Raw genomic sequence first — 21,298 nt, forward strand, 5'->3', positions numbered from 1 at the left:
TCGGTCTATCGAACTCCCGGCGTGAGAGGCCTTCCATGAACTCTGCCCATCTTCTCCGGCGTCGACGAGTGTCCGCAGCAGTCCTCCTACTGTCCCTGACCGGGCTCGGCCTGGTCGCTCCCCCGGCACACGCCGACGGTCCCGGATCCGGGACGCCGTACGTCGTGACCGTTGGGGACTCCTACATCTCGGGCGAGGCCGGCCGCTGGGCCGGCAGCTCGAACGACTCCGAGACACCGGCCGACGCGCTCGGTGGCACGGCGTACTACGACAACGCCGGACACACGGCCGAGGTGATCCCGCGCTGTCATCGCAGCCAGTCCGACGAGGCGTACATCGGCGGCGGCGTCGGCGGGCTGAACCTGGCCTGTTCGGGCGCCCGCACCACGACCGGTACCGGCGACTACTTCAAGCCGGGCCTGGACTTCTACGACGACGGCGCCGGGCATCTCGGCCAGGCGAAGCTGCTGCAGCAGTTCGCGGCGAGCCACAACGTGAAGCAGGTGGTCGTCTCGATCGGCGGCAACGACTTCAACTTCGCGTCGATCGTGTCCCAGTGCGTGCAGGACTTCCTGCTGTCGCCGTCGTGGAACCCGGACTACTGCAAGGACGACTCGTCGGTCGTCGCGAACTTCACCTCGGCGAACATCGCCGCGGTCCGGGCGAAGATCGTCACCGGATTCCAGAACCTGCGCACCGCGATGCGGAACGCCGGGTACGGCGACACCTCGTGGAACCTCGTCGTACAGACGTATCCGTCGCCGATCCCGGCCGCCACCGGGTTCCGGTACAGCCAGAGCGGCTACACGCGGCAGAGCACCGGCGGCTGCGGGTTCTGGAACGCCGACGCCGACTGGGCGAACAGCACCGCGCTCGTCACGATCAACAACACGGTCCGCGACGCGATCGGCCAGTCCGGGCTGAGCAACACCCGGCTGCTCGAACTGCAGTCCGCGTTCAACGGCCGCCGGCTGTGCGAGAAGGGCGTCGGCCTGTACGAGGAGGTCGGCCTCAGCTCGTGGAAGCAGCCGACCGCCGTCGACAAGACCGAATGGATCAACCAGATCCGGACCGTCACGACCGTCGGCTCGGACTACTACATCCAGGAGTCCCTGCACCCGAACTACTGGGCCCAGCTGGCACTCCGCAACTGCGTCCGCCAGACCTACACCCAGAACCGCGGCGGCACCTGCACGATCGCCGGCACCGGCCTCGTCAACGGCGAGCCCCGGATGACACTCGGCTGAGAAACGAGTCGGCCGCCGTACCCCGTCGCGGGGGTACGGCGGCCGATTCAGTTGGGTAGGTCAGCTCAGGTTGAGGCCCGTGTCGTCGACGACGAACGAGGTCTGCAGCGAGGAGTCCTCGCTACCGCTGAAGCTGATGGTCACCGTCTGGCCGGCGAACGACGACACGTTGAACGACTTGAGCGAGTAGCCGCTCGCCGCGTTCAGGTTCGAGTACGTCGCCAGCGTCGTCGAGCCCGCCTTCACCGTGAGCTTGTCGTACGCGGTCGAAGTGGTGGTCTCCGCCGTGTCGACGTGCAGGTAGAAGGAGAGCGTCGCCGAGCACCCGGCCGGGATCGTCACCGACTGGCTGAGCGTGTCGGTGTGCGTCGATCCGTAGCCGTCCATCCACGCCTTCCAGGTACCGCTGTGCGCGGGCTGGGAGGTGGTGTTGTCGACCACGCCGCTCGACGCCGTCCACGGTGCCGCCGTACCGGTCTCGAAGCCCGGGTTGCCGAGCTTCTGGCCGGAGCAGCTGCCGGTGCCGCCACCGACGGTGATCGTGAACTGCGCCGAACCCGAACCGCCCGCGCTCGCGGTCGCCGTCGCGGTGACGTTGAACGTGCCGCTCGCGGTCGGCGTACCGGACACGGTGCCGGTCGACGAGCCGATCGTGACACCGGCCGGCAGGCCGGTCGCGGACCAGGTGTACGGCGAGGTGCCGCCGGACGCGGTCAGCGTGAACGGCGTCAGCGCCACGTTGATCGTGCCGGTCTTGTTGCCCGGGTTGCTGACCGTGACGCCGCCGGTGGCGGAGCACGTCGGGTCACCGGACTGCGCCGGTACGCTCACCGCGTCCCACGCCGCCTTGACCGAGTTGAACTCGGTGCAGCTGCCCGGGTACAGGTTCTTCGCGGCGGTCAGCGTCCAGGTGCGGTACTTCAGGTACGAGGCGCTGCTGGTCTTCATCAGCATCGCGTTGTACATGATCTTGATGGCCTTCTGGATGCCCAGACCGGTCACCGTCGAGCTGTTGCAGGTCGGGCTGGCCGGGTTGCCGTTGCTGCCCTGGGACAGCAGGTAGAACCAGTGGTTGCCCGGACCGGCGGCCGCGTGCACCTCGGTGGTCGGGATCGAACTCGAGTAACAGTTCGGGTCGCCGAGCGCCGACGGGTTGTACATGTTGCGGATCGGACCTTGGCCGACCAGGTTGACCTGCTCGCCGACCAGGAAGTCCGGCGTGTCGTACGGCGAGGGCTCGTTGGCGTACCACTCGGTGGTCGCGCCGAACGTGTCGGCGACGAACTCCTGGGTGCCGTTGCCGGAGATACCGCCCGGCGTGTGGTCGTCGATGCCGTGACCCATCTCGTGCGCCACGACGTCGATCGAGCCGATCCACTGGTTCGCGTTGTTGTGACCGATCTGAACCTGCGTGCCGTCGTAGTACGCGTTCACGTCCGCAAGGCCGACGCGGATCGGCCAGGCGCCGCCGTTGCCGTCCATGCCGTTCCGGCCGAGCCAGTCGCTCAGCATCTTCTTCTCGGTCTGCGCCCCGAACAGAGCATCGACGCAGCCGGTCTCCCGGACGGTGGCGGTCCCGTTGCCCCAGTTGTCGTCCGGACCGGTGAACGTGGTGTTGTTCGCCGCGTCCTGGCAGGACAGGTTGGTGATCGACGGGTCCGTCATCGAGTACGTGCTGCCGGAGAGCGTGGTGTCCAGGTGCACCGGGTTCGGCCCGTTCCAGGCCGACGTACCGTTGCCGAACATCACGTGCTCCTTGGTACCGAGCACCTTGCCGGTCTGCGCGTCGACGTACACCGACAGGCTCGACGGCTCCTTGCCGCTGCTGCCACTCACCCGCGACTGCCAGGCAAGCTTCGGGGTGCCGTTCAGGGCGTAGACCGCGAGCGTCGGCGTGGTCGAGGACTTGACCACCTTCAGCTGCTTGTTCGCGGTCTTCTGCGCGGCCGCGGCGGTCACCTTCGCGGTCGTCGACAGGTCCGGTACGGCGGTGGTCTGCGCGACCGAGGTGTCCTTCACGGCCCCCTTGTTGTCGGTCACGACGACGAAGTCGCCGCCGACCACGGGGAGACCCTTGTACGAGCGCTCGTACGGGACGTACTGCAGACCGGACCGGTCCGAGATCACCGGCTTCGCGGTGAACTTGTCGTCCTTCGAGGCGTGCAGGGCGCTCGGCCGGCCGGCCACCAGCGAGGACGCGGAGCCGGCGGCGAACGCCTTCGACTGCGCAGCTGACGGACGGGGCGGCGGCGCCGCACTCGGGGCGGCGCCTGCGGCCGACGTACCGAGTCCGGCGAGTGCTGCCGCGGCGAGGCTGGTGACCCCGAGCACGACGGCAGGCTTGCGGGAACGCTGGAACATGGTGGTCCCTTCGCGAGATGGTGCTGGGCGGGTTGCGCGCTGAGCCGGTCTGAAGGCGGTGCACCACATCGCCTCGGACCTCCGGCCGCTCCATTCGGGACGCTGCCTCGGAAAGCCCCTTTCCATTCCATCCCGATGAATCGCGCGGCGTGACACTATGTCCGGCGCCCGGGGGGAGCAAGGCGCTGTCGTGCCGTTGGCACCCCGATGACAACTGACCGCGTTGTCATCGCTACTTAGCGCTGACATGGGGTCGGGGAAGCTGAGAATCATCACGGCGCGCGGGGGTGCCGACGCGGACAGTCGTCAAGTTGCGCGGTCAGCGAACTGCTGGTGTTCTGGGGCAGGTGTGAATGGCAGAATCGCGCAGACGGGTCGGCTGCCGCGGGGTGCGACGCCTCGCGCGGCGCGACGGATCGCGAACAGGACGACGCCGGCTGGGGTGTGAGTGGAAACCGAATTCGTGCTGTCGCTGGACGACCAGCGCTGGCCGCTACCTTCCGGCGCCACCACCATCACCATCGGACGCGCCTCGAACGCCGACATCCGCCTCCAGGCCGACGACCAGATCTCCCGCATCCACGCCCGCCTGACCCGCGAAGCCACCACCTGGACCCTCCACGACGAGTCCCGCAACGGCACCGGCCTCAACGGCCACCGCCTGACCGCCCCCACCCCCCTCACCAACGGCGACCGAATCCACATCGGCCGCTCCATCCTCACCTTCCAAACCCCCACCACCAACCCCCACACCGAAGAACCACCAGCCGGCACGCCTCCCCACACTGCACCTCCACCCGCCTCCGGCCTCCCATCCCCCGACCCCACCGGCACGCCTCCGTACGCCGAACCCGCCGACGCACCGGAGTACGCCGAGTCCGCGGACGCGCCGGCGTACCCAGAACCAGCAAACCCGTCGTACGCCGATCCCTCGGCGGCGTACGACGAGCCCGGCAGTGCGCCGTCGTACGCCGAACCCACCGACCCGCCGGCGAATCCGTTCGAGAACGACGCCTACGCCGCCACCCCCGACGTCCATTCCTCCCCAGAAGCCCCGCCTGCCGCCCCCTCCACAGGCTCACACCGCGCCCCGGCTCCGGCGGACTACCCACCCGGCCCACCGCCCACCCAGCAGCAGCACCCCACCCCGTTCCCCGCTTCACCAACGGCAACCCCGCCAAGCGACTACCCAGCCGAGGAGGCGGGCCGCAACCCGTTCGCACCGGAGGAGGACGCGGGCAGCAGCCCGTTCGCACCGGAAGGTGCGCCGGCTGGACCCGGCTCCGACGCCGCACCAGCCGGCTACCCCGCAGGCAGCGCGGGGCCGTTCGCCCCGGAAGACGCTGCAGGCAGCAGAGCCATCCAGGCGAGTGGTTACCCGGCGGATGGCGCAGGTGGTTACGCGGCCGGTGGTCCGGGGGTGTTCGCGGCGGACGGTGGAGCTGCTGACGGCCAGGCCGCGCAGACACGTGGTTACCCGGCAGACGGTCCAGGTGGTTACCCGGCCGGTGGTGCCGGGGTGTCGGCCGCGGACGGTGGAGTTGCTGGCGGCCAGGTTGCGCAGGCGGGTGGTTACCCGGCGGACGGTGCAGGTAGTTACCCGGCCGGTGGGGCGGGGGCGTTCGCGGCGGACGGTGGAGCTGGTGACGGGCGGGCCGCGCAGGTGGGTGGGTTGCCGGCGGATGGGGCAGGTGGGTACTCGGACGGTGGGGCGGGGGTGTTCGCGGCGGACGGTGGTGTTGCTGACGGGCGGGCCGCGCAGGCGAGTGGGTATCCGGCGGCGGTGGGTGTGGATGGGCGGGCGTTCGGGGTGGAGGTGGGGGACGAGTCTGGCGGGCGGGAGGATGGGCCTGTTGGGCTGGTGCCTGGGTTTGAGGGGCGGGACGGGGGGACGTGGGCGGCTTATCCGTCGGCGGACAACCCGGAGCCGGTGCGGTCGCCGTGGGAGGTTTCTGGGCAGATCGACCAGTCCCAGCCGAACTGGAACGAGTCCGACAGCTGGCCCACCGACCGCCGTTCGCCTGACGGTGACGGCCGCGCGGACCAGCAACCGGAGAGCCGTGGGCCGGAGCAGCAACCCACCAACCGCCTCCCTGATCAGCAGCGCGCCGGCCAGACCAGTGACGGGGATCCCGACGCGGTTGGTACCGTTCGGCTGCTGCGGGTGCTGATCGTTTCGGGTGGGATCGTCGTACTAGGGCTGCTCGTCAACCTGATCGCCAGCTTCTTCGCCGCCGGCCCGGGCGGCATGCTCCGTTGGCTGATCGCGCCGAGCATCGCGCTCGTCGCCGGCATGGTTCTCGCCCTGATCGACGCGGCCGCTCCCAAACCGCACCGCCCGGGCAAGTTCGACGTCTCGGTGCTGATCGCGATCGCGATCGTCCTCGTCGGCATCGGTGTGGGCGGCTTCGCCCTGACCGCCGGCACGGAGTACGTCGCCGGCTACCTGACCGGCAACGAATCCGGCGCCGACCGCCTGGTGAAACCGGTCGCGAAGGCCGGCTCCGGCATCACCGTCACCGTCGAGAACGTCACGTACACGAGTCACTTCACCCGCATCGAGGTCCAGGTCGCGAACAGCGGCAAGCAGGCGTTCACGATCCCGATCGACGGTACGACGTTCACCGCCGCCGACGGCACCGCGCTGCACGCGGACCCGGGCAAGAGCTCCTGGCCGAGCCGGATCGACGCGGGCGGCGCCGAGCACGGGACGATCACGTTCAAGGGCCACCTCCCGGACAGCGCCACGCAGGCGGTGCTCACGTTCAAGTCGGGCAGCACGACGTTCGCGGTCCCGAAGGTGATCCTCAGCAAGTAAACATCGAAAATCGATGTATAGTCGCGTCCGTGAGTGATCTGGACGTCGACCGGCTGACCACGGTCATCGAGGACTTCACCACGATCTTCATCCGGCTGCCGTCCGTACGCCGGCTCAACTTCTCGGCGCTGTCCGTCCTGCACACCCTCGACCGCAACGGCCCGCTCCGCCTCACCGCACTGCTGGCGACCGAGCAGCTCAAGCAACCCGCGCTCACCAGCCTGGTCGCGAAGCTCGAGCAGGACGGCCTGCTGCAGCGCGCGCCGGACCCGACCGACGGCCGCGCCAGCCTGCTCGCGCTGACCCGCGACGGCCGGCAGCTCGTGCACTCCCGGCACGCGCACCGCGTCGCCGAACTGACCGCGCTCGCGGACCGCCTGACGCCGGCCGAACGCGCCGTACTCGCGGGCTCGATCGACGTGCTCCACCGGCTGACCGAACTCGCAGAGGACTCCCGATGATCCCGACCCCGATAGCTGTCGCCGACGACGTCCTGGACGACCTCCGCCGCCGGCTGCGCGCGACCAAGTGGCCGCGCGACGCGGGCAACGACGACGGCTTCTACGGTGTACGCCGTACCCGCCTCCAACCGCTCGTCGAGTACTGGGCCGACGGATACGACTGGCGCGCCGCGGAGCAGGCGATCAACAAGTACGACCATTACCGCGTCGACGTCGGCGACGTACCCGTGCATTTCCTGCGCCGGCCCGGTGTCGGCCCGGACCCGGTGCCGCTGATCCTCAGCCACGGCTGGCCATGGACGTTCTGGCACTGGTCGAAGGTGATCGACCGGCTCGCGGACCCGGCGGCGTACGGCGGGGATCCGGCCGACGCGTTCGAGGTGATCGTGCCGTCGCTGCCCGGGTTCGGGTACTCGACGCCGACGCCCCCTGACATGAACTACTGGAAGATCGCCGACGTGTGGCACGAGCTGATGACGGGCGTCCTCGGCTTCCCGAAGTACGCCGCGGCCGGCTGTGATGTCGGCGCGCTGATCAGCGGGCAGCTCGGGCACAAGTACGCGGACGAGCTGTACGGGATCCACATCGGGTCGGCGCTCAAACTCACGCTGTTCAACGGCGACCGCGGCTGGGACCTGAGCGGCGGCAACCCGATCCCGGACGGTCTGCCGCCGGAGATCCACCAGCGGATCGTCGACCTCGAACGCCGGTTCGCGGGGCACCTCGCGGCGCACGTCCTGCATCCGGGCAGCCTCGGCTTCGGTCTCGCGGACTCCCCCGCCGGCATGCTCGCGTGGATCCTGGAACGCTGGCTGAGCTGGGCGGCGAGCGAGGACGCGTTCACCGACGACGAGCTGCTCACGCACGCGACGATCTTCTGGACCGGGAACGCGATCGACACGTCGATCCGGACGTACGCGAACAACAACCGGTACCCGTGGACGCCGTCGCACGACCGCACACCGGTCGTCGAGGCCCCGACCGGGATCACGTTCGTCGGGCACGAGGACCCGCCCGGCGTGCACACACCCGGGGAACGCGTCCAGCACTTCCTCGCGAGCGATCGCGCGGCCTGGTACAACCACACGAACGTCACCGCGCACCCGGCCGGCGGGCACTTCATACCGTGGGAGCTGCCAACGGAATGGACCGACGACCTACGACGCACGTTCCGCCCACTGCGTTAGGTACGCCGCCGTGACCGCGTCCGCCGGGAGGTAGGTCTCGACCGCGATCTCCTCGAGGGTGATGTCGAACGCCGTACCGAACGTGGTGATCGCGGTCAGGAAGGTCAGCTCGACGCCGCGGTGCCGAAGCTGGATCGGGAGGGCGATCTCGGCCGGGTCCGGCAGCGGGGGTACGACGGGGCCGTGGGCAACGAGTTCGTCGTACAGCTGGTGCAGCACCGGGTCGCCGGTGGACGCGGCCTGGCGGGCGAGCCGGGGCAGCAGGTAGCCGCGGACCTGCTCGAGGTTCGCGATCCGCGGCGCGAGGCCGTCCGGGTGCAGGCCGAGCCGCATCAGGTTGACCGGTGCCTCGAGCAACTTCTTGTCGACGGTGGCGAGGAACGCGTTGAACGAGTCGTTCGCCAGCAGCAGGTTTCAGCGCCGGTCGACGGCCAGGGCCGGGTACGGCGCGTGCGCCTGGAGGAACTGCTCGAGCGCCGCGCGGACCCGGGTCAGGTCCGGGTCGTCGAGCGCCGTCTGCCGGTACACCGGCGCATGCCCGGCCGCGACCAATAGCCGATTACGTTCGCGCAGCGGCACGCCGAGCTGCTCGGCCAGATGCAGCACCATCGCGCTGCTCGGGATCGTCCGCCCAGTCTCCACGAAGCTCACGTGCCGCGCCGACACATCCGCCTGGATCGCCAGCTCCAACTGGCTCAGCTTCCGCCGCCGACGCCATTCCCGCAACAACTCCCCAACCGGCCTGTCCACCTCCCGAGGCTAACGGCTCTGGCGGACCAGGTACTGGCGGAGCTGGCGGGCGACCTCGTCCGGGGCGTTCTCGTCGGGGGCGTTGTGGTCGAGGCCGGGAAGGATCAAGTACTCGGCGTTCGGCAGGATCTTCGCCAGTTGCGGCAGTACGCCGGTCAGGTACGCCGGGGTCTTCGTGCCGCCGAGCAGCAGCGTCGGGGCGGCGATCCGCGCGTACCGGCTGCCGTCGGAGTCGAGCCGCGCGATCTCGCCGAGCTCGGCCGGCGTCAACGGCATCAGGTCCCGCTCCTCGCGCCCGAACAGCAGCAACACGGAGATTGCCCACAGCAACGGAGTCGCCCGGAACGGCAACAACTGCGCGCCTTTCAGGAACGTCGTCATCGCGGACACGAACCGCCCGTCCGCGACCTTCCGGTTGAAGGCGTCCATCCAGCTCAGGTCGAACGACCCGTCCAGGCTGACCCCCGGCTCGTACACGACCAACGCGTCCAGCGTCTGCCGCAACCCGACGTGCAACGCGATCAGCCCACCGTAGCTGTGCCCGAACACCACCCGCGCCCCGGTCCGCTCCAGCACCCCGAGCACGTCGTCGACCTCGGCCTCGACGCTGTACGACGTACCCCGCGCCGCACTCTCCCCCCGCCCTCGCCGCTCGACCACATGCACCGTGTGCGCCCCGGCCAACTCCCGCGCCAGCGCCGCGTAGTGATGCGCCCGCCGATTGGTCCCCGGCACCACAACCACCCCCGGCCCGGCCCCGAAACTCTCGACCGCGACCCCACCCACCACCTCGATCTCACCCACGCCACCAGCATGCCAAACCCCACTGACACGGCACTGACACGCGCCTGGCACGCCTCAGGTCTGCAGCCGGTCCAGCTCCGCCCGGATCCGCGCCGCCTCACCACTCCCGGTTGCTGATCCGGTTGTAGACGACGAAGTCGACCGAGGACCTGTGCTCCAGGAACGACGCCTGTTCCTCGGTCAGCTCGGCCTGCCGCGGCATGCCGCTCATCAGGTTGCTCAGCATCAGCTGCGCGACCACGGTCAGATGCCGGTACGGCGGCTCGGCCAGGATCTCGTGCAGCAGCGTCCAGATGATGTTCTCGGATTTCCACCGCAGGTCGTCCCGCAGCCGGTCCGCGAAGGGACGCAGGCGCTCGCTGTACTCGCGGTACAGCAGGTCGAACACCGAGATGATCTCGCTGTCGACCACGCCGTCGTCCAGCGCCTGGTAGTCGATGTACCCCGATCAGGTCCCGGATGTTCCGGGTCCTCGGCAACTCGGACTGGTTGGTCACCAGCACGAACTTGCGGACCGCCCGCGACACCGCGACGTTGACCAGGTTCCGGCCGTCGACGAACTTGACGCCGACGTGGCCGTACTTCGTCTCGTCCAGCACCGTACTCATGATCATCGCGTCCCGCTGCCGGCCCTGGTACTTGTGCACGGTGTCGGCGTCGATCGGGTCGCGGAGCTGGGTGGTGAGCTTGTCCACCTGCAGGCGGTACGGCGACGTGATCCCGATCTGCTCCGGCGCCAGCCCGGCGCACTCCCCGGCCTTCACCTGATCGAGAACGACGTCGATCTCGCGCTGGTTGAAGTTGCCCCGGCCGGTGAGCGTTCGCATGTGGTTGCCCGCGTCCGTCCGTACGACCAGCATCGACCGGTCCCCGGAGCTCCGGGTGAACGGCACGAGTTGGCCGTCGTAGAACGCCTTGTTACAGAAGCCGATGATCGCCGGGTCGCAGCGGTAGTGCTCGCGGAGCAGGGTCCGCGGTACGTCGGCGTACACCTTCCGGATCGAGGCGAGGATGCTCTGCTCGTACGCGTAGTTCGGGTACGGCGCCGCGACTCCGAGCGCGCGCTCGTTGAAGACAGGCTCCAGCTGGTTCAGGTCGCCGACCACGATCAGGTTGCGGCAGGACGCCAGTACGGCACCCGCGGCCAGCAGATCCACCATCGACGCCTCGTCGATGATCAGGTAGTCGAGCAGGTATCCGTCCGGAAGGTTCCGGCGCAGGGAGTGGCAGGTGCTCAGCACAACCGGGTAGTCGGCCTCGAAGTCCTTGAACCTGGTCCGGTACTTGCTCGCCTCGTAGGTCTTCCGCTGCCCGGCGTACCGCTCACCCAGCGCCGCGTGCAGCGCCTGGACCGACAGCTGCCGGTGCTCCTCCGCCAGACCGTCGAAGTTGGCCTTGCTGAGCTCGGCGTCCGCGCGGGCCAGCTGCGCGGTGAGTTCCGCGAGGCGGCGTTCGTAGAAGGTCCGCTGCAGCCGCAGTACGACGTCGGCGTCGTCCGGGTCGAGCCCGCGCAGCGATCCGTACCGCAGGTACAGCCGCACCCGGCCGACGAGGCCGACCCGTCGCCCCTGCTGGACTGTGGACTCGGCCAGGTAGTCCAGGATCCGGTCGGACGAACGGCGCAGCAGCGGAAGCCGGTCGAGCTGCGCGAGGTCGCCGGGTTCGACGTGCTTCTCGAAGTGCTGGAGTTCCAGCCGGTACGCATCGATCTCCTGGCGGAGGCGCGCCCGTTCGCGCTCGGCCCGCTGGAGCCGGCGCAGGCGGGTGTCGACGTCCGTCAGCCGGTCCTGCGGCGGAGGCGGCGGCACCCGGACCTGGAGGTCGGCGACCCGGGCGTTGCGCTGTTGCTGTTCGGCAAAGAACGTGTCCATCAGCTCCTTGCGGCCCAGCCGCGCGACGACGTGTCCGAAGCCGAGCTCGTCGAGCTTCTCGCGGACGTTGTCGACCGCCGAGTTCCCGAACGAGACGACCCCGACGGTGCCCGTACCGGATGCGACGATGTTCGCGATGATGTTCAGGATCGTCTCGGTCTTGCCCGTCCCCGGCGGGCCTTCGATCACCGAGATCGAGCTGGTCAGCGCGTGCTCGACCGCCTCGCGCTGGCTCAGGTTGCTCCGGAACGGGTAGATCACCGACGCCGGAAGCTCCCGCGTCAGGATCGGCGCACCGACGAGGTACCGCGTCAGCACGCTCTCGTCATGCACGAAGCTCAACGACTGGTACACCCGGCGGAGCGGATCGTCCTGCGCGAGCCGGCCGACCAGCTCTTGCCAGTACGCGAGAACGCTGCCGACCCGTGGATCGGACGTCGAGCTGCCGATGACGCGGACCGTCTGCACCGTCCGGGTGGCCCAGCGCTCGCCGCCGCTGTGGCGATACAGGATGTGCGCGACGAGGCCTTCCGCGGTGGCGAACGTGCTGGCCTCGAGGCCGTTCGCCCAGACCTCACCGTCGATCTCGAGCAGGTCCCCGACGCTCGGCACGAACCGTTCGGAGACCGTCAGCAGCCGCACGTTGTCCGGCTTGTACGGATACGTCCTCGAACCGCGGTAGGTGACGTCGACCTGCCCGTCCGCCGGCCGCAGCGCGCTGATCTCCAGCGTCTTGTCGAGGAACTCGGCGCCTCTTCGCACCAGCACCGCCTCGTTGCGTGGATCGACCACGGCACCCCCCATCGGCGCCAAGCCTAGGGAGGTTGGCTACGGAGCGCGACCGGACGAGTGTCGACCGTCGGTGCCGGTCAGGCGGCCGAGGTAATCGGCAGGGAGTGGGACGAAAGGTGTGGCAGGGGCTTCCGTGGGTGGGTGGGAGATTCGAGAATGGCGGGAGCGGTGCGGGTGGTCATCATCCTGAGGGGGGCCGGGTGACCAAGATTCTGGTGATTGACGACGAGCCGGATCTGATCCGGTTCGTGCGGCGGGCGCTCGAGGCGGAGGGGTATCAGGTTCTGGGGTCGACTGACGGGCTGCGGGGTCTGCGGCTGGCGCTGGAGCAGCGGCCGGCGTTGATCGTGCTGGACCTGGTGATGCCGGGGATGCACGGTGAGGCGGTGCTGTCGGCGTTGCTGGCGCAGGATCCCGGGTTCCGGGTGCTGATCCTGTCCGCGACCGCCGACGTACATCTGCGGATCGGGTGCCTGGAGCAGGGGGCGGTGGACTTCCTGGCGAAGCCGTTCGCGATCCGGGAGCTGATCGCCCGGGTCCGCGGCCGGCTCGGCGAGGACGCCTCGAACCGGCGGAAGAACCAGCTGCGGGTCGGCGGCCTGGTGCTCGACCTGGAGGCGCGGCAGTTGCTCGTCGACGGCCGGCCGACGCAGCTGCCGAAGCGCGAGTTCCTGCTGCTGCGGTACCTGATGCGGAATCCCGACGTCGCCTGCTCGCGCCAGGAACTGCTGTCGGAGGTCTGGGGTTACGACTTCGACCCTTCCACGAACGTCGTCGACGTCTGTGTCGGCCGGTTGCGGTCGAAGATCCGGCCGCAGCTGATCGTGACGGTGCGCAATGTCGGTTACCAGCTCCAGAGCGCGTGAGGTGCCGCCGCCGGTGAGCGTGCTGATCGACGTGGCCGTAGCCGCGGTCGTGGCCGGCATGCTCGCGTTGATGATCGCGCTGCCCGGCCACGAGGCGGGCCCGTTCCATCTGATGTTCCTCGCGGTCGCGATCGCGTACGCGTACCGGAGCTGGCCGGTCGTCCCGACGCTGGTGGCGACGGCGGTGATCACGCTGCTGAGCGGCTGGCTGATGGTCACGCACGCGTCGGAGGGCCGCCTGGCGAGCGCCGAGCTGGCCGAGATCCCGTTGATGCCGCTGGTCCTGCTGGTGATGATCTGGCACGTACGGCGGCGCGCCGCCGCGGTCGCCGAACTGTCCGGGATGGCCGACCGCCAGCTGCGCGCTGTCGAGCGGGAACGCGAGTTCTTCCGGGACGCCTCGCACGCGATCCGGACCCCGGTGACGATCGCCCGCGGGCACCTGGAACTGGCGGCCGCCGCCGACCTGGACGCCGAGGTGCGTTCCGACCTGTCGGTCGCGATGCTGCAGCTCGATCGGATGTCCGCCCTGTCCAACCGCCTGCTCGCGGTCGCCCGCCTGGACGCGGGCGAGGGGTTGTCCACCCAACCGGTCGACCTGTGCCACCTGGTCCGCGAACTGGTGGCGAACTGGTCCGCGAACCCGGGCCACGTCTGGCAGGTCGACTGTGCGTTCACCGGCACGGTCACCGCCGACCCGGAGTGGATCGAGATGGCCCTCGACGCGGTGGTCGAGAACGCGGTCAACTTCACCCCCGCCGCCGGCCGGATCAGCCTGCGCTGCACCCGCGAAGGCCCGTGGTACGTCGTGGAGGTCGCCGACTCCGGACCGGGAATCGACCCACTCGACCTGCCGCAGGTGTTCGACCGGTTCTGGCACCGGATCGCGCCGAACGGCCGGATGGGCACCGGCCTCGGTCTCGCGATGGCGCGGTCCGCCGCGATCGCCCACGGCGGCACCCTGACCGCGCGCAACGACCCGGCCGGCGGTGCCGTCTTCGCTCTCAGGTTGCCTGCCTAGTGCCTGTCCACTCGATGACGGCTCGGTCATCTTCCTTGCCCCGGGGCGAGATCCGCCGTCACGCTGCTAACAGGGGAACATGCTGCGTACGTCACCGTTGCGCCGGACGCACCCCACATGATCCGGACGCCGCACCGGTCCGGTCCACGACACCCCCTCGTCGCGGCCGGTCCCCGGGGCGGCCGGTCCGACGTACGCAGCCCGCGACCGCTACGCCGTGTGGCTGAGCAGCGCCGGTACGACGGTCGGCCAGGTGGCGCGTGGGAGACCTTGGCCGATGCCGGGGAGGGTGAGGAGCCTGGCGTTCGGGATCTCGGCGGCCAAGGCCTCGCCGTTCTGGTGCGGGAAGAACGGGTCCTCGTCGCCGTGGATGACCAGGGTCTTGGCCGTGATGCCAGGCAGCCGTTCGCGCCAGCGGGGTCCACACTCGATGGCGGCGAACATCGTGCCGAGATGGCTCGCGCGCTGCGCCGCCGCAGACTTGCCGGACCGGTCGAACACGCGGCCCGCCCACGTCCTCGCGTCCTGTTCGTCGAACCCTTGCGAACCGGCGAGCAACTGCGCCGAGCCGGTCATGTAGTCGACCACGCTGTCCCGGTCGGTCCAGTCCGGCGCGGGCCGTCCGAACAGTTGCCCCATCACTGCCGCATCGTGGTCCTCGAGATCGGGGTCGACCGGGCCGGGCGCGACGGCGCGGGTGGAGACCAGCGTCAGCGAGGCCACCTCATGGTCGAGCGCGAGCAGTTGCGCGATGAAACCGCCGACGCCCAGTCCGACGACATGCGTCGGGCCATTGATCAGCCCGGCCGCGTCGGCGACCAGGTCCCGCAGGTCGTACGCCGGCGCGTCCGGGTCGGCGTACGTCGAACGGCCGGTGTCGCGCAGGTCGTACCGCACGACGTACCGCCCGGTGAGCTGGGCGCACAACTCGTCCGGCCAGCTCAGGCCGATCAGCAGCACCGGCGGATCCGCCGCCTCCCCGAACGTGTCCACCCACAACTCGACCCCGTTGACCTCATGCAGCATGTCCCAATCCCTTCGTCGATCCACCGACGAACGGGTCAGGCCGAAACAGACGTCAACGCAGGAGATAAGTCCCCGCGGGTCCGGCAACGGTGGCTTCCAGCCCCGACGGTCCTGTTGTAACGATCAAGCTGATCCCCAGCGCGTCCATCACAGTCGTGACGTCGGCCGGCTTCGGATGGGTCGCCTGGAAGCTCAGCAGCTCCACGGTTGGCGCACCGGTCGTCGCCGGATGCCGGGTCGTCCCCCAGTCGATCAGGAACGGCACGATCCCGTCGTACGGCGGCGGATCGACCGCGGCGACCTGCCAGCTCAACGCCGTACCCGCCGGGGTGACCCGCCCGACGGTCCGCACCGCCCCGAAGTCCACCCCCGCCGGCCGCGCCGCCCGGACGGCCTCGTCGATCTCCGGCGGGCGCACACACCACGTCAGCAGTCGCGGCCGGAGCAGCCGATCCACCCCGAACGGCGCCGACCCCAACGGCATCGGATTCTCGACGTCGGGCCCCACGATCTCCAGGTACGACGCCGGCCCCAACGCGACCAACTGGTTCCGCGTCCCCAGCTCCACATGCCGCCCACCGTCCACCGGCCGGATCCCGGTCGCCGCCGCGAACTCGTCGGCGGTCGCACGCAGATCCGGCGTCGCGAACACCAGATGATCCAGCAGCGGGTCGACCGTCGGGCTCAGCACATTCCGACACTACCAAGCGTGATCATCGGCGAGGCCCGGTCCGGTAGGCGGTCGGCGAGACCCCGTACCGGCCGCGGAACCGCCGGGACAGGTGGAACTCGTCGGAGAAGCCGATCCGGCGGGCGATCTCCCGGCAGGTCAGGTTGGTCGCCCGCAACAGGGTCGCCGCCACCTCCAGCCGCCGATCGTTGCGGAAGGCAAGCGGTGACCTGCCGAAGCGCTCCCGGAACACCCGCCGGAACCGGTCGTACTCAAGGTCGAGCTCCGCCGCCACCTCACGCATCTCCAGCCGGCGCGACAGCTCGTCACCGAGCAGCCGCGCCGCCCGGTCCCACCGCGCCGTCTCGTCGTCGACAGGTGGTGCCAGCGCAGCGGACAGCCAGGCAGCCAGCGCCCAGATCTGCTGCTCGGCCCCCGCGGGCGGCGGCGGATTGCGGAGCAGCAGCGCGAGCTCGTCCGGCCGGACACCAGGCGGCAGCGGCCGCGGACCTGACCGGGTCAACCGGCCGGTACGACGCAACAGATCGAAAGCCGGGCCCTCGACGACCGCGAACCACTCGCTCCACCGTTCGCCCGGGTAGGTGCCGTACCAGTGTCGCTCGCCCGGCAGCACCACCGTCAGCGAAGGTGCGACGATCGGCTCGATGCGATGATCCGCGTGCCGGTAGAAGCCGGTGCCGCCGGTGACCAGCGAAACGATGGTGTCCGGCATCGACCGCAGCGGCTCAGGAACCAGCGGCTCGGCGTCCGAGACCTCTCCGGCCAGCAACACCCGCCCGAACGGGGTCGGGTCCTGGTCCGACATCGTGATCCGCTGATAGCCACTGGTCATCGGACGAAACCTTCGCCGCCAGAACGTGCATCGAACAGCCACCGTGGACATTCCCTGCCTGCTGACGGCTTGCCAGAGTGATCATCATGACGCCAACACCCGAGCAGGTGACCCAGTACATCGAGGACGGGTACTTCGTCCTGGAGAACGTGATCAGCACCGAGGACCTGGAGCTCTTGCGCGGCGCAGCGCAGTTCTCCGTCGACCGCCTGGACGCCGCCATGGACGCCGCCGACGTGGACCGGATCGGCATCAACGCCAAGGGCAAGCGGTACTTCAGCAACATGGTCTACGAGCAGCGCCCGGAACTCCGGAGCTTCATCTTCGGGCCGGTGATGGAACAGATCTGCCGCCGGGTGCTCGGCGAGAACGCCTTCCTGTTCTGGGAGCAGTACGTGATCAAGGCCGGCGATCCCGACACCACCTTCGCCTGGCACCAGGACTCGGGGTACGTGCACGAGAACCACACGCCGTACCTGACCTGCTGGATCGCGCTGGACGACGTGACCGAGGAGAACGGCTCCGTCTACCTGTTGCCGTACAGCCGGTCCGGCATCAGGTCGTACGTCAAGCACGTCCCGATCGAGACCGGCGACCGGGTCTGCTACTTCGGCTCCGATCCCGGTCTGCCGGTGACCGTCCCGGCCGGGTCGATCGTCTGCTTCTCCAGCACGGTGATCCACCGCAGCGGCGCGAACCTGACCGACAAGCTGCGCCGGGTCTACCTGCTGCAGTACTCCCCCGAGGTGATCATGAACCAGGACGGTACGGCGCCGCACGGTTCGTTCGAGCCGTTCCTCGTCGACGGAAAGGTCGCTGCCGCGCATTCGTGAGCCTCAGCCGCGGGCGGCGGCGAACGGGTTCGGGATCGCGTCGAGCAGCATCCGGGTGTACTCGTCCCTGGGCGAACGGATCACGTCCAGGGACGGCCCCTGCTCGACCACCCGGCCCTCGTTGAGGACGACGACCTCGTCGCACAGCATCCGGGCGCTGAGCAGGTCGTGGGTGATGTAGAGGATCCCGACGCCACGCTCGTGCACCAGTTGGTCGAACAGTTCGAGCACCTCGGCCCGGATCGACACGTCCAGGCTGGAGATCGGCTCGTCGGCGACGATCAGCTCGGGTTCGACCGCCAGCGCGCGGGCGATCACCACTCGTTGCCGCTGGCCCCCGGACAGCTCGTGCGGATACCGGTTGAGGAACCGCTCGCCCGGGGACAGCGCTACCGTCTCGAGCAGCTCGATCACCCGCTCCCGCAATGGTTCGCCGTGCAGGTGCCGGAAGTTGACCAGCGGCCTGGACAGGATCGCGCCGAGGGTCTTCGTCGGGTTCAGCGCGGAGTACGGATCCTGGAAGACCATCTGCACGCTGCCGCGGTAGTCGCGCAGCCGGCGGCCGCGCATCCGGGCCACGACCTGGTCGCCGTCCGCGCCGTGGAAGGTGATCCGGCCCGCAGTGGGAGCGTCCACGCCGGTGATCATCCGGGCGAGCGTCGACTTGCCGCTGCCGCTCTGCCCCACCAGCGCGGTCACGCCGCCCCGGTGCAGTACGAAGCTCGCGCCGGTCACCGCCTCGGTACGGACGGCGCGCAGGCCCTGCCGTCGTACGTATGTCTTCGACACGTCGTCGACCGTGACCAAGGGTCGGTTCCGGGCCGCCTGCGCCGAATCGGCGGCCGACTTCACGAACTGCGGTCCGGCGAACGTCCGGATCGCGGGCCCGACCTCGGCGTCGGCCCCGGCGACGCCTCGCTGCGCCGCCGCGACGTGACAGCCCACCTGGCCGTCCGCGACCGTCTCCAGGGCGGGCTCGACCTCGGTACAGCGATCGATCCGCTCCGGACAGCGGGCCGCGAACGCGCACCCCGCCGGCCGATGCGCGAGATCCGGCGGCCGGCCCGGCACGTACGTGATCCGGACGGTCTCGGCCCGCGGGTCGCCGTACGAACCCAGCAGCCCCTTCGTGTACGGGTGCAGCGGATCGTGGAGCAGCTGCCGGGTCGGCTGTTCCTCGGCGAGCTTTCCGGCGTACATCACCATGATCCGGTCGGACAGGTCGAGAACGGTACCGAGGTCGTGGCTGATGAACAGCACCGCGAACCCGAGCTCGGCCTGCAGCCGCCGGACGTTCTCCAGGATGCTGTGCTGTACGACGACGTCCAGCCCGGTCGTCGGCTCGTCGGGGACGGCGGGCCGCGGCGCGATCGCCCCGGCCCGCCCCCGGGTGACCCCCGGCCCCCAACCCCCCGACACCACGTGCGGGGAACCGGGCCAGAAAATAGGGGCGATCAGGACCATGTCGAACAACGTCTTGATCCGCTCGGTGATCTCGCTGCCGCGCAGTGCGGTGTGGCACTGGATCACGTCGGCGAACTGCGCCTCGACCCGGGTCACCGGGTTCAGCGCGTTCATGCTGCTCTGGAAGACCGTGGAGATGTCGCGCCAGCGGTACTTCCGCAGCTCGTCCTGGCCGAGGTGGGTGATGTCGGTGCCGTCGAACGTGATGGTCCCGCCGCTGATCCGGGCCGGCGGATCCAGCAGCCGCAGTACGGCCGTGCCGACCGTGGTCTTGCCGGAGCCGGACTCGCCGATCAGGCCGACGAACTCACCCTCGTCGATCGTGAAGCTGAGCTTGCTGACCGCGTCCACGGCGGCCCGCTGCTTGGGTTCGTACCTGACGGACAGCTCGCGTACGTCGAGGAGCGCCATGTCTCAGTCCTCCCTGAGATGCGGATTGCTGAGCAGATCGATGCCGAAGTTGACGAAGGCCATCGACGTGATCAGGATCGCCAGGACCAGACCGGGGACGAACACCCAGGCGAACAGGCCCTGCGAGATCGCGCCGGCGGCATCGGCCTGATAGAGGATCGTTCCCCAGGACACCGAGTCGCTGCTGCCGAGGCCGAGTACCGCGAGCCCGGCCTCGGCGCCGATCGCACCGGTGGCCGCACCAACGAACGCGGCCGCGACCAGCGAGGTCATGTTCGGCAGGATCTCGGCGAAGATGATCCGGAACGCCCCGTCGCCGGAGAACTTCGCCGCGGTGACGAAGTCCCGGTTCCGCAACGTGATGATCTGCGCCCGCTTCGCTCGCGCTGCGCCCGCCCAGGAGGTGATCGCGATCACCCCGACGATCAACGGGATGCCCCGGGTGCTGGAGTACGCGACCAGCGTGATGATCAACGGCAGCACCGGAATGACCAGCGCGGTGTTGGTCAGGAACGACAAAACGTCGTCGACGACCGTGCCCTCGGCGTACCCGGAGACCATGCCGATCAGCAGCGCGATCGCGGTCGCGAGTACGCCGCCGAGCAGCCCGACGATCAGCGAGACGCGGCTGCCGTAGATCACCTGGGAGAACACGTCGACACCGGCCACGTTGGTACCGAGCAGGTGCTGCGCCGACGGCCCGGTCAACGGGGTGAACGAACCGTCGGTAGGCCCGTACGGCGCGATCACCGGGGCCAGCAGCGCGACCGCCGTGTAGATCGCCACGACGACGCTCCCCACCCGGGCCTTCTTGCTGCTCCATACGACCCGGTACCAGCGGTCGGCAACCTCTGTTCCTGCGACTGTTGTGCTCATGCGGCTGCCCTCCGGGCGCGCGGATCGAGAACGCCGTACAGCAGATCGGCGATCAGGTTGGCCAGCAGCGTCGCCACCGCGGTCAGCAGCATCAGGCCCTGCAACAGCGGATAGTCCTTGATCCCCACCGCCTCGCCCATCAGCCGGCCGAGGCCGGGATAGTCGAACACGGTCTCCACCAGGATGGTGCCGCCGAGGACGCCGCCGAGCGCGAGGGCGAACCCGGTGACGCTGGGCAGCAGGGCGTTCCGGGCGGCGTAGCGCAACGCGACCATCCGGTCCGGCAGGCCCTTGGCGCGGGCCAGCCGGATGTAGTCCTCGCCGAGGTTCATGATCATCGTGTTCCGCATCCCGAGGATCCAGCCGATCGGCGTCACGATCATCAACGTCAGCGCCGGCAGGAACGCGTGCGAGACAGCGTCGTACACGAAGGCGCCGTTGAATCCCGGCGTCGAGGCCTCGTAGCCGCCGGCGGTCGGGAACCAGCCCAGGCCGTAGCCCAGCCCGTAGATGAGCAGCAAGGCGATCCAGAACGGCTGCAGTGTCCCCAGGAAGGTGGAGATGACGGTCACCGACGTGTCGAAGCGGCTGTTCCGCCGCCAGGCCGCGAAGGCGCCCAGCAGGACACCGATCACGAACGACAGCACCTGGACGATCCCCACCAGGATGACGGTCCACCAGAACGCTTTGCCGATCACCGCCACCACCGAGTACGGGAAGTAGGTGTACGAGATCCCTAAGTTGCCGTGGGCAAGCTGTCCGAGGTACTTCCAGTACTGGTCGAACAGCGAGCCGGACGGCGTACCGAGCAGGTCGCGCATCGCCTCGACCTGCGCGCGGTTCAGCTGCGCGTTCTTCCCGGCGAGGTTCTGCACCATCAGCTCGGCGGGGTCCCCCGGCTGCAGCCGGGGGATCAGGAAGTTCAGCGTGACGACCGCCCACAGCGTGAGTACGAAGAAGCCGAGCTTCCGCGTGAAGTACCGCATC

At 69.4% G+C, this 21,298-nt stretch carries 17 protein-coding genes and 1 pseudogene; 7 read left to right on the forward strand and 11 right to left on the reverse strand.

What is annotated here, in order from left to right; translation table 11 throughout:
* The first annotated feature begins 68 nt into the window (after positions 1-68).
* Positions 69-1,247, forward strand: coding sequence for a hypothetical protein (locus ACFV9C_RS07830; protein WP_380191530.1), 1,179 nt, complete (start codon positions 69-71; stop codon positions 1,245-1,247).
* A 60-nt stretch (positions 1,248-1,307) separates the two neighbouring features.
* Here the strand turns inward: ACFV9C_RS07830 and ACFV9C_RS07835 are convergent, their stop codons facing one another.
* Positions 1,308-3,608, reverse strand: coding sequence for a M4 family metallopeptidase (locus tag ACFV9C_RS07835; protein WP_380191532.1), 2,301 nt, complete (start codon positions 3,606-3,608; stop codon positions 1,308-1,310).
* Between the two features lie 448 nt (positions 3,609-4,056).
* On the opposite strand from ACFV9C_RS07835, the gene ACFV9C_RS07840 reads away from it, so the two are divergent.
* The 3 genes from ACFV9C_RS07840 to ACFV9C_RS07850 are packed head-to-tail and all read left to right on the forward strand — an operon-like array spanning position 4,057 to position 8,074.
* Positions 4,057-6,426, forward strand: coding sequence for an FHA domain-containing protein (locus tag ACFV9C_RS07840; RefSeq protein WP_380191533.1), 2,370 nt, complete (start codon positions 4,057-4,059; stop codon positions 6,424-6,426).
* Positions 6,427-6,455: 29 nt separating this feature from the next.
* Positions 6,456-6,887, forward strand: coding sequence for a MarR family winged helix-turn-helix transcriptional regulator (locus ACFV9C_RS07845; protein ID WP_380191534.1), 432 nt, complete (start codon positions 6,456-6,458; stop codon positions 6,885-6,887).
* Positions 6,884-8,074, forward strand: a complete 1,191-nt coding sequence (locus ACFV9C_RS07850; protein WP_380191536.1) for an epoxide hydrolase family protein — start codon at positions 6,884-6,886, stop codon at positions 8,072-8,074. Before ACFV9C_RS07845 ends, ACFV9C_RS07850 begins: the two co-directional genes overlap by 4 nt.
* Here the strand turns inward: ACFV9C_RS07850 and ACFV9C_RS07855 are convergent.
* The 4 genes and pseudogenes from ACFV9C_RS07855 to ACFV9C_RS07870 form a co-directional block, all read right to left on the reverse strand.
* A complete protein-coding gene (locus ACFV9C_RS07855) occupies positions 8,045-8,485 on the reverse strand; it encodes a hypothetical protein (protein ID WP_380192302.1) in 441 nt (146 codons plus the stop codon). The genes ACFV9C_RS07850 and ACFV9C_RS07855 overlap by 30 nt on opposite strands.
* Positions 8,486-8,488: 3 nt before the next feature.
* The gene (locus tag ACFV9C_RS07860; RefSeq protein ID WP_380191538.1) at positions 8,489-8,824 is read right to left on the reverse strand and encodes a helix-turn-helix domain-containing protein; all 336 of its coding nucleotides are present in this window, start codon (positions 8,822-8,824) and stop codon (positions 8,489-8,491) included.
* Between the two features lie 9 nt (positions 8,825-8,833).
* Positions 8,834-9,679: an alpha/beta fold hydrolase gene (locus ACFV9C_RS07865; protein WP_380191539.1), complete on the reverse strand. Its 846-nt coding sequence runs from the start codon at positions 9,677-9,679 to the stop codon at positions 8,834-8,836.
* Between the two features lie 446 nt (positions 9,680-10,125).
* Positions 10,126-12,303, reverse strand: a pseudogene (locus ACFV9C_RS07870) (DEAD/DEAH box helicase); the annotation flags it as partial.
* A 188-nt stretch (positions 12,304-12,491) separates the two neighbouring features.
* Here ACFV9C_RS07870 and ACFV9C_RS07875 point away from each other — a divergent pair.
* Together ACFV9C_RS07875 and ACFV9C_RS07880 are read left to right on the forward strand one after the other, a co-directional pair.
* A complete protein-coding gene (locus tag ACFV9C_RS07875; protein ID WP_380191541.1) occupies positions 12,492-13,157 on the forward strand; it encodes a response regulator transcription factor in 666 nt (221 codons plus the stop codon).
* 13 nt (positions 13,158-13,170) lie between these two features.
* Positions 13,171-14,178, forward strand: coding sequence for a sensor histidine kinase (locus tag ACFV9C_RS07880; protein ID WP_380191543.1), 1,008 nt, complete (start codon positions 13,171-13,173; stop codon positions 14,176-14,178).
* A gap of 210 nt (positions 14,179-14,388) precedes the next feature.
* Here ACFV9C_RS07880 and ACFV9C_RS07885 read toward each other — a convergent pair whose 3' ends face one another.
* Genes ACFV9C_RS07885 through ACFV9C_RS07895 form a run of 3 tightly spaced genes read right to left on the reverse strand, consistent with a single transcriptional unit; the run spans position 14,389 to position 16,727 of the window.
* A complete protein-coding gene (locus tag ACFV9C_RS07885) occupies positions 14,389-15,204 on the reverse strand; it encodes an alpha/beta fold hydrolase (protein WP_380191545.1) in 816 nt (271 codons plus the stop codon).
* A gap of 52 nt (positions 15,205-15,256) precedes the next feature.
* Positions 15,257-15,895, reverse strand: a complete 639-nt coding sequence (locus ACFV9C_RS07890; RefSeq protein ID WP_380191547.1) for a VOC family protein — start codon at positions 15,893-15,895, stop codon at positions 15,257-15,259.
* A gap of 22 nt (positions 15,896-15,917) precedes the next feature.
* On the reverse strand, positions 15,918-16,727 hold the full coding sequence (locus ACFV9C_RS07895; RefSeq protein WP_380191549.1) for an AraC family transcriptional regulator: 810 nt from the start codon (positions 16,725-16,727) through the stop codon (positions 15,918-15,920).
* Positions 16,728-16,813: 86 nt separating this feature from the next.
* Here ACFV9C_RS07895 and ACFV9C_RS07900 point away from each other — a divergent pair, with 86 nt between their 5' ends.
* Positions 16,814-17,560 (forward strand): phytanoyl-CoA dioxygenase family protein, encoded by a 747-nt coding sequence (locus tag ACFV9C_RS07900; RefSeq protein WP_380191551.1) that lies wholly within the window; start codon positions 16,814-16,816, stop codon positions 17,558-17,560.
* Between the two features lie 3 nt (positions 17,561-17,563).
* Here ACFV9C_RS07900 and ACFV9C_RS07905 read toward each other — a convergent pair whose 3' ends face one another.
* The 3 genes from ACFV9C_RS07905 to ACFV9C_RS07915 are packed head-to-tail and all read right to left on the reverse strand — an operon-like array spanning position 17,564 to position 21,297.
* A complete protein-coding gene (locus ACFV9C_RS07905) occupies positions 17,564-19,435 on the reverse strand; it encodes an ABC transporter ATP-binding protein (RefSeq protein ID WP_380191552.1) in 1,872 nt (623 codons plus the stop codon).
* A 3-nt stretch (positions 19,436-19,438) separates the two neighbouring features.
* Entirely contained in the window at positions 19,439-20,311 is an 873-nt protein-coding gene (locus ACFV9C_RS07910; RefSeq protein WP_380191554.1) for an ABC transporter permease, read from the reverse strand.
* Positions 20,308-21,297, reverse strand: a complete 990-nt coding sequence (locus tag ACFV9C_RS07915; protein ID WP_380191555.1) for an ABC transporter permease — start codon at positions 21,295-21,297, stop codon at positions 20,308-20,310. Before ACFV9C_RS07915 ends, ACFV9C_RS07910 begins: the two co-directional genes overlap by 4 nt.
* Position 21,298: the final 1 nt, after the last annotated feature.

The organism is Kribbella sp. NPDC059898, assembly GCF_042730855.1.
Lineage (GTDB): Bacteria > Actinomycetota > Actinomycetes > Propionibacteriales > Kribbellaceae > Kribbella.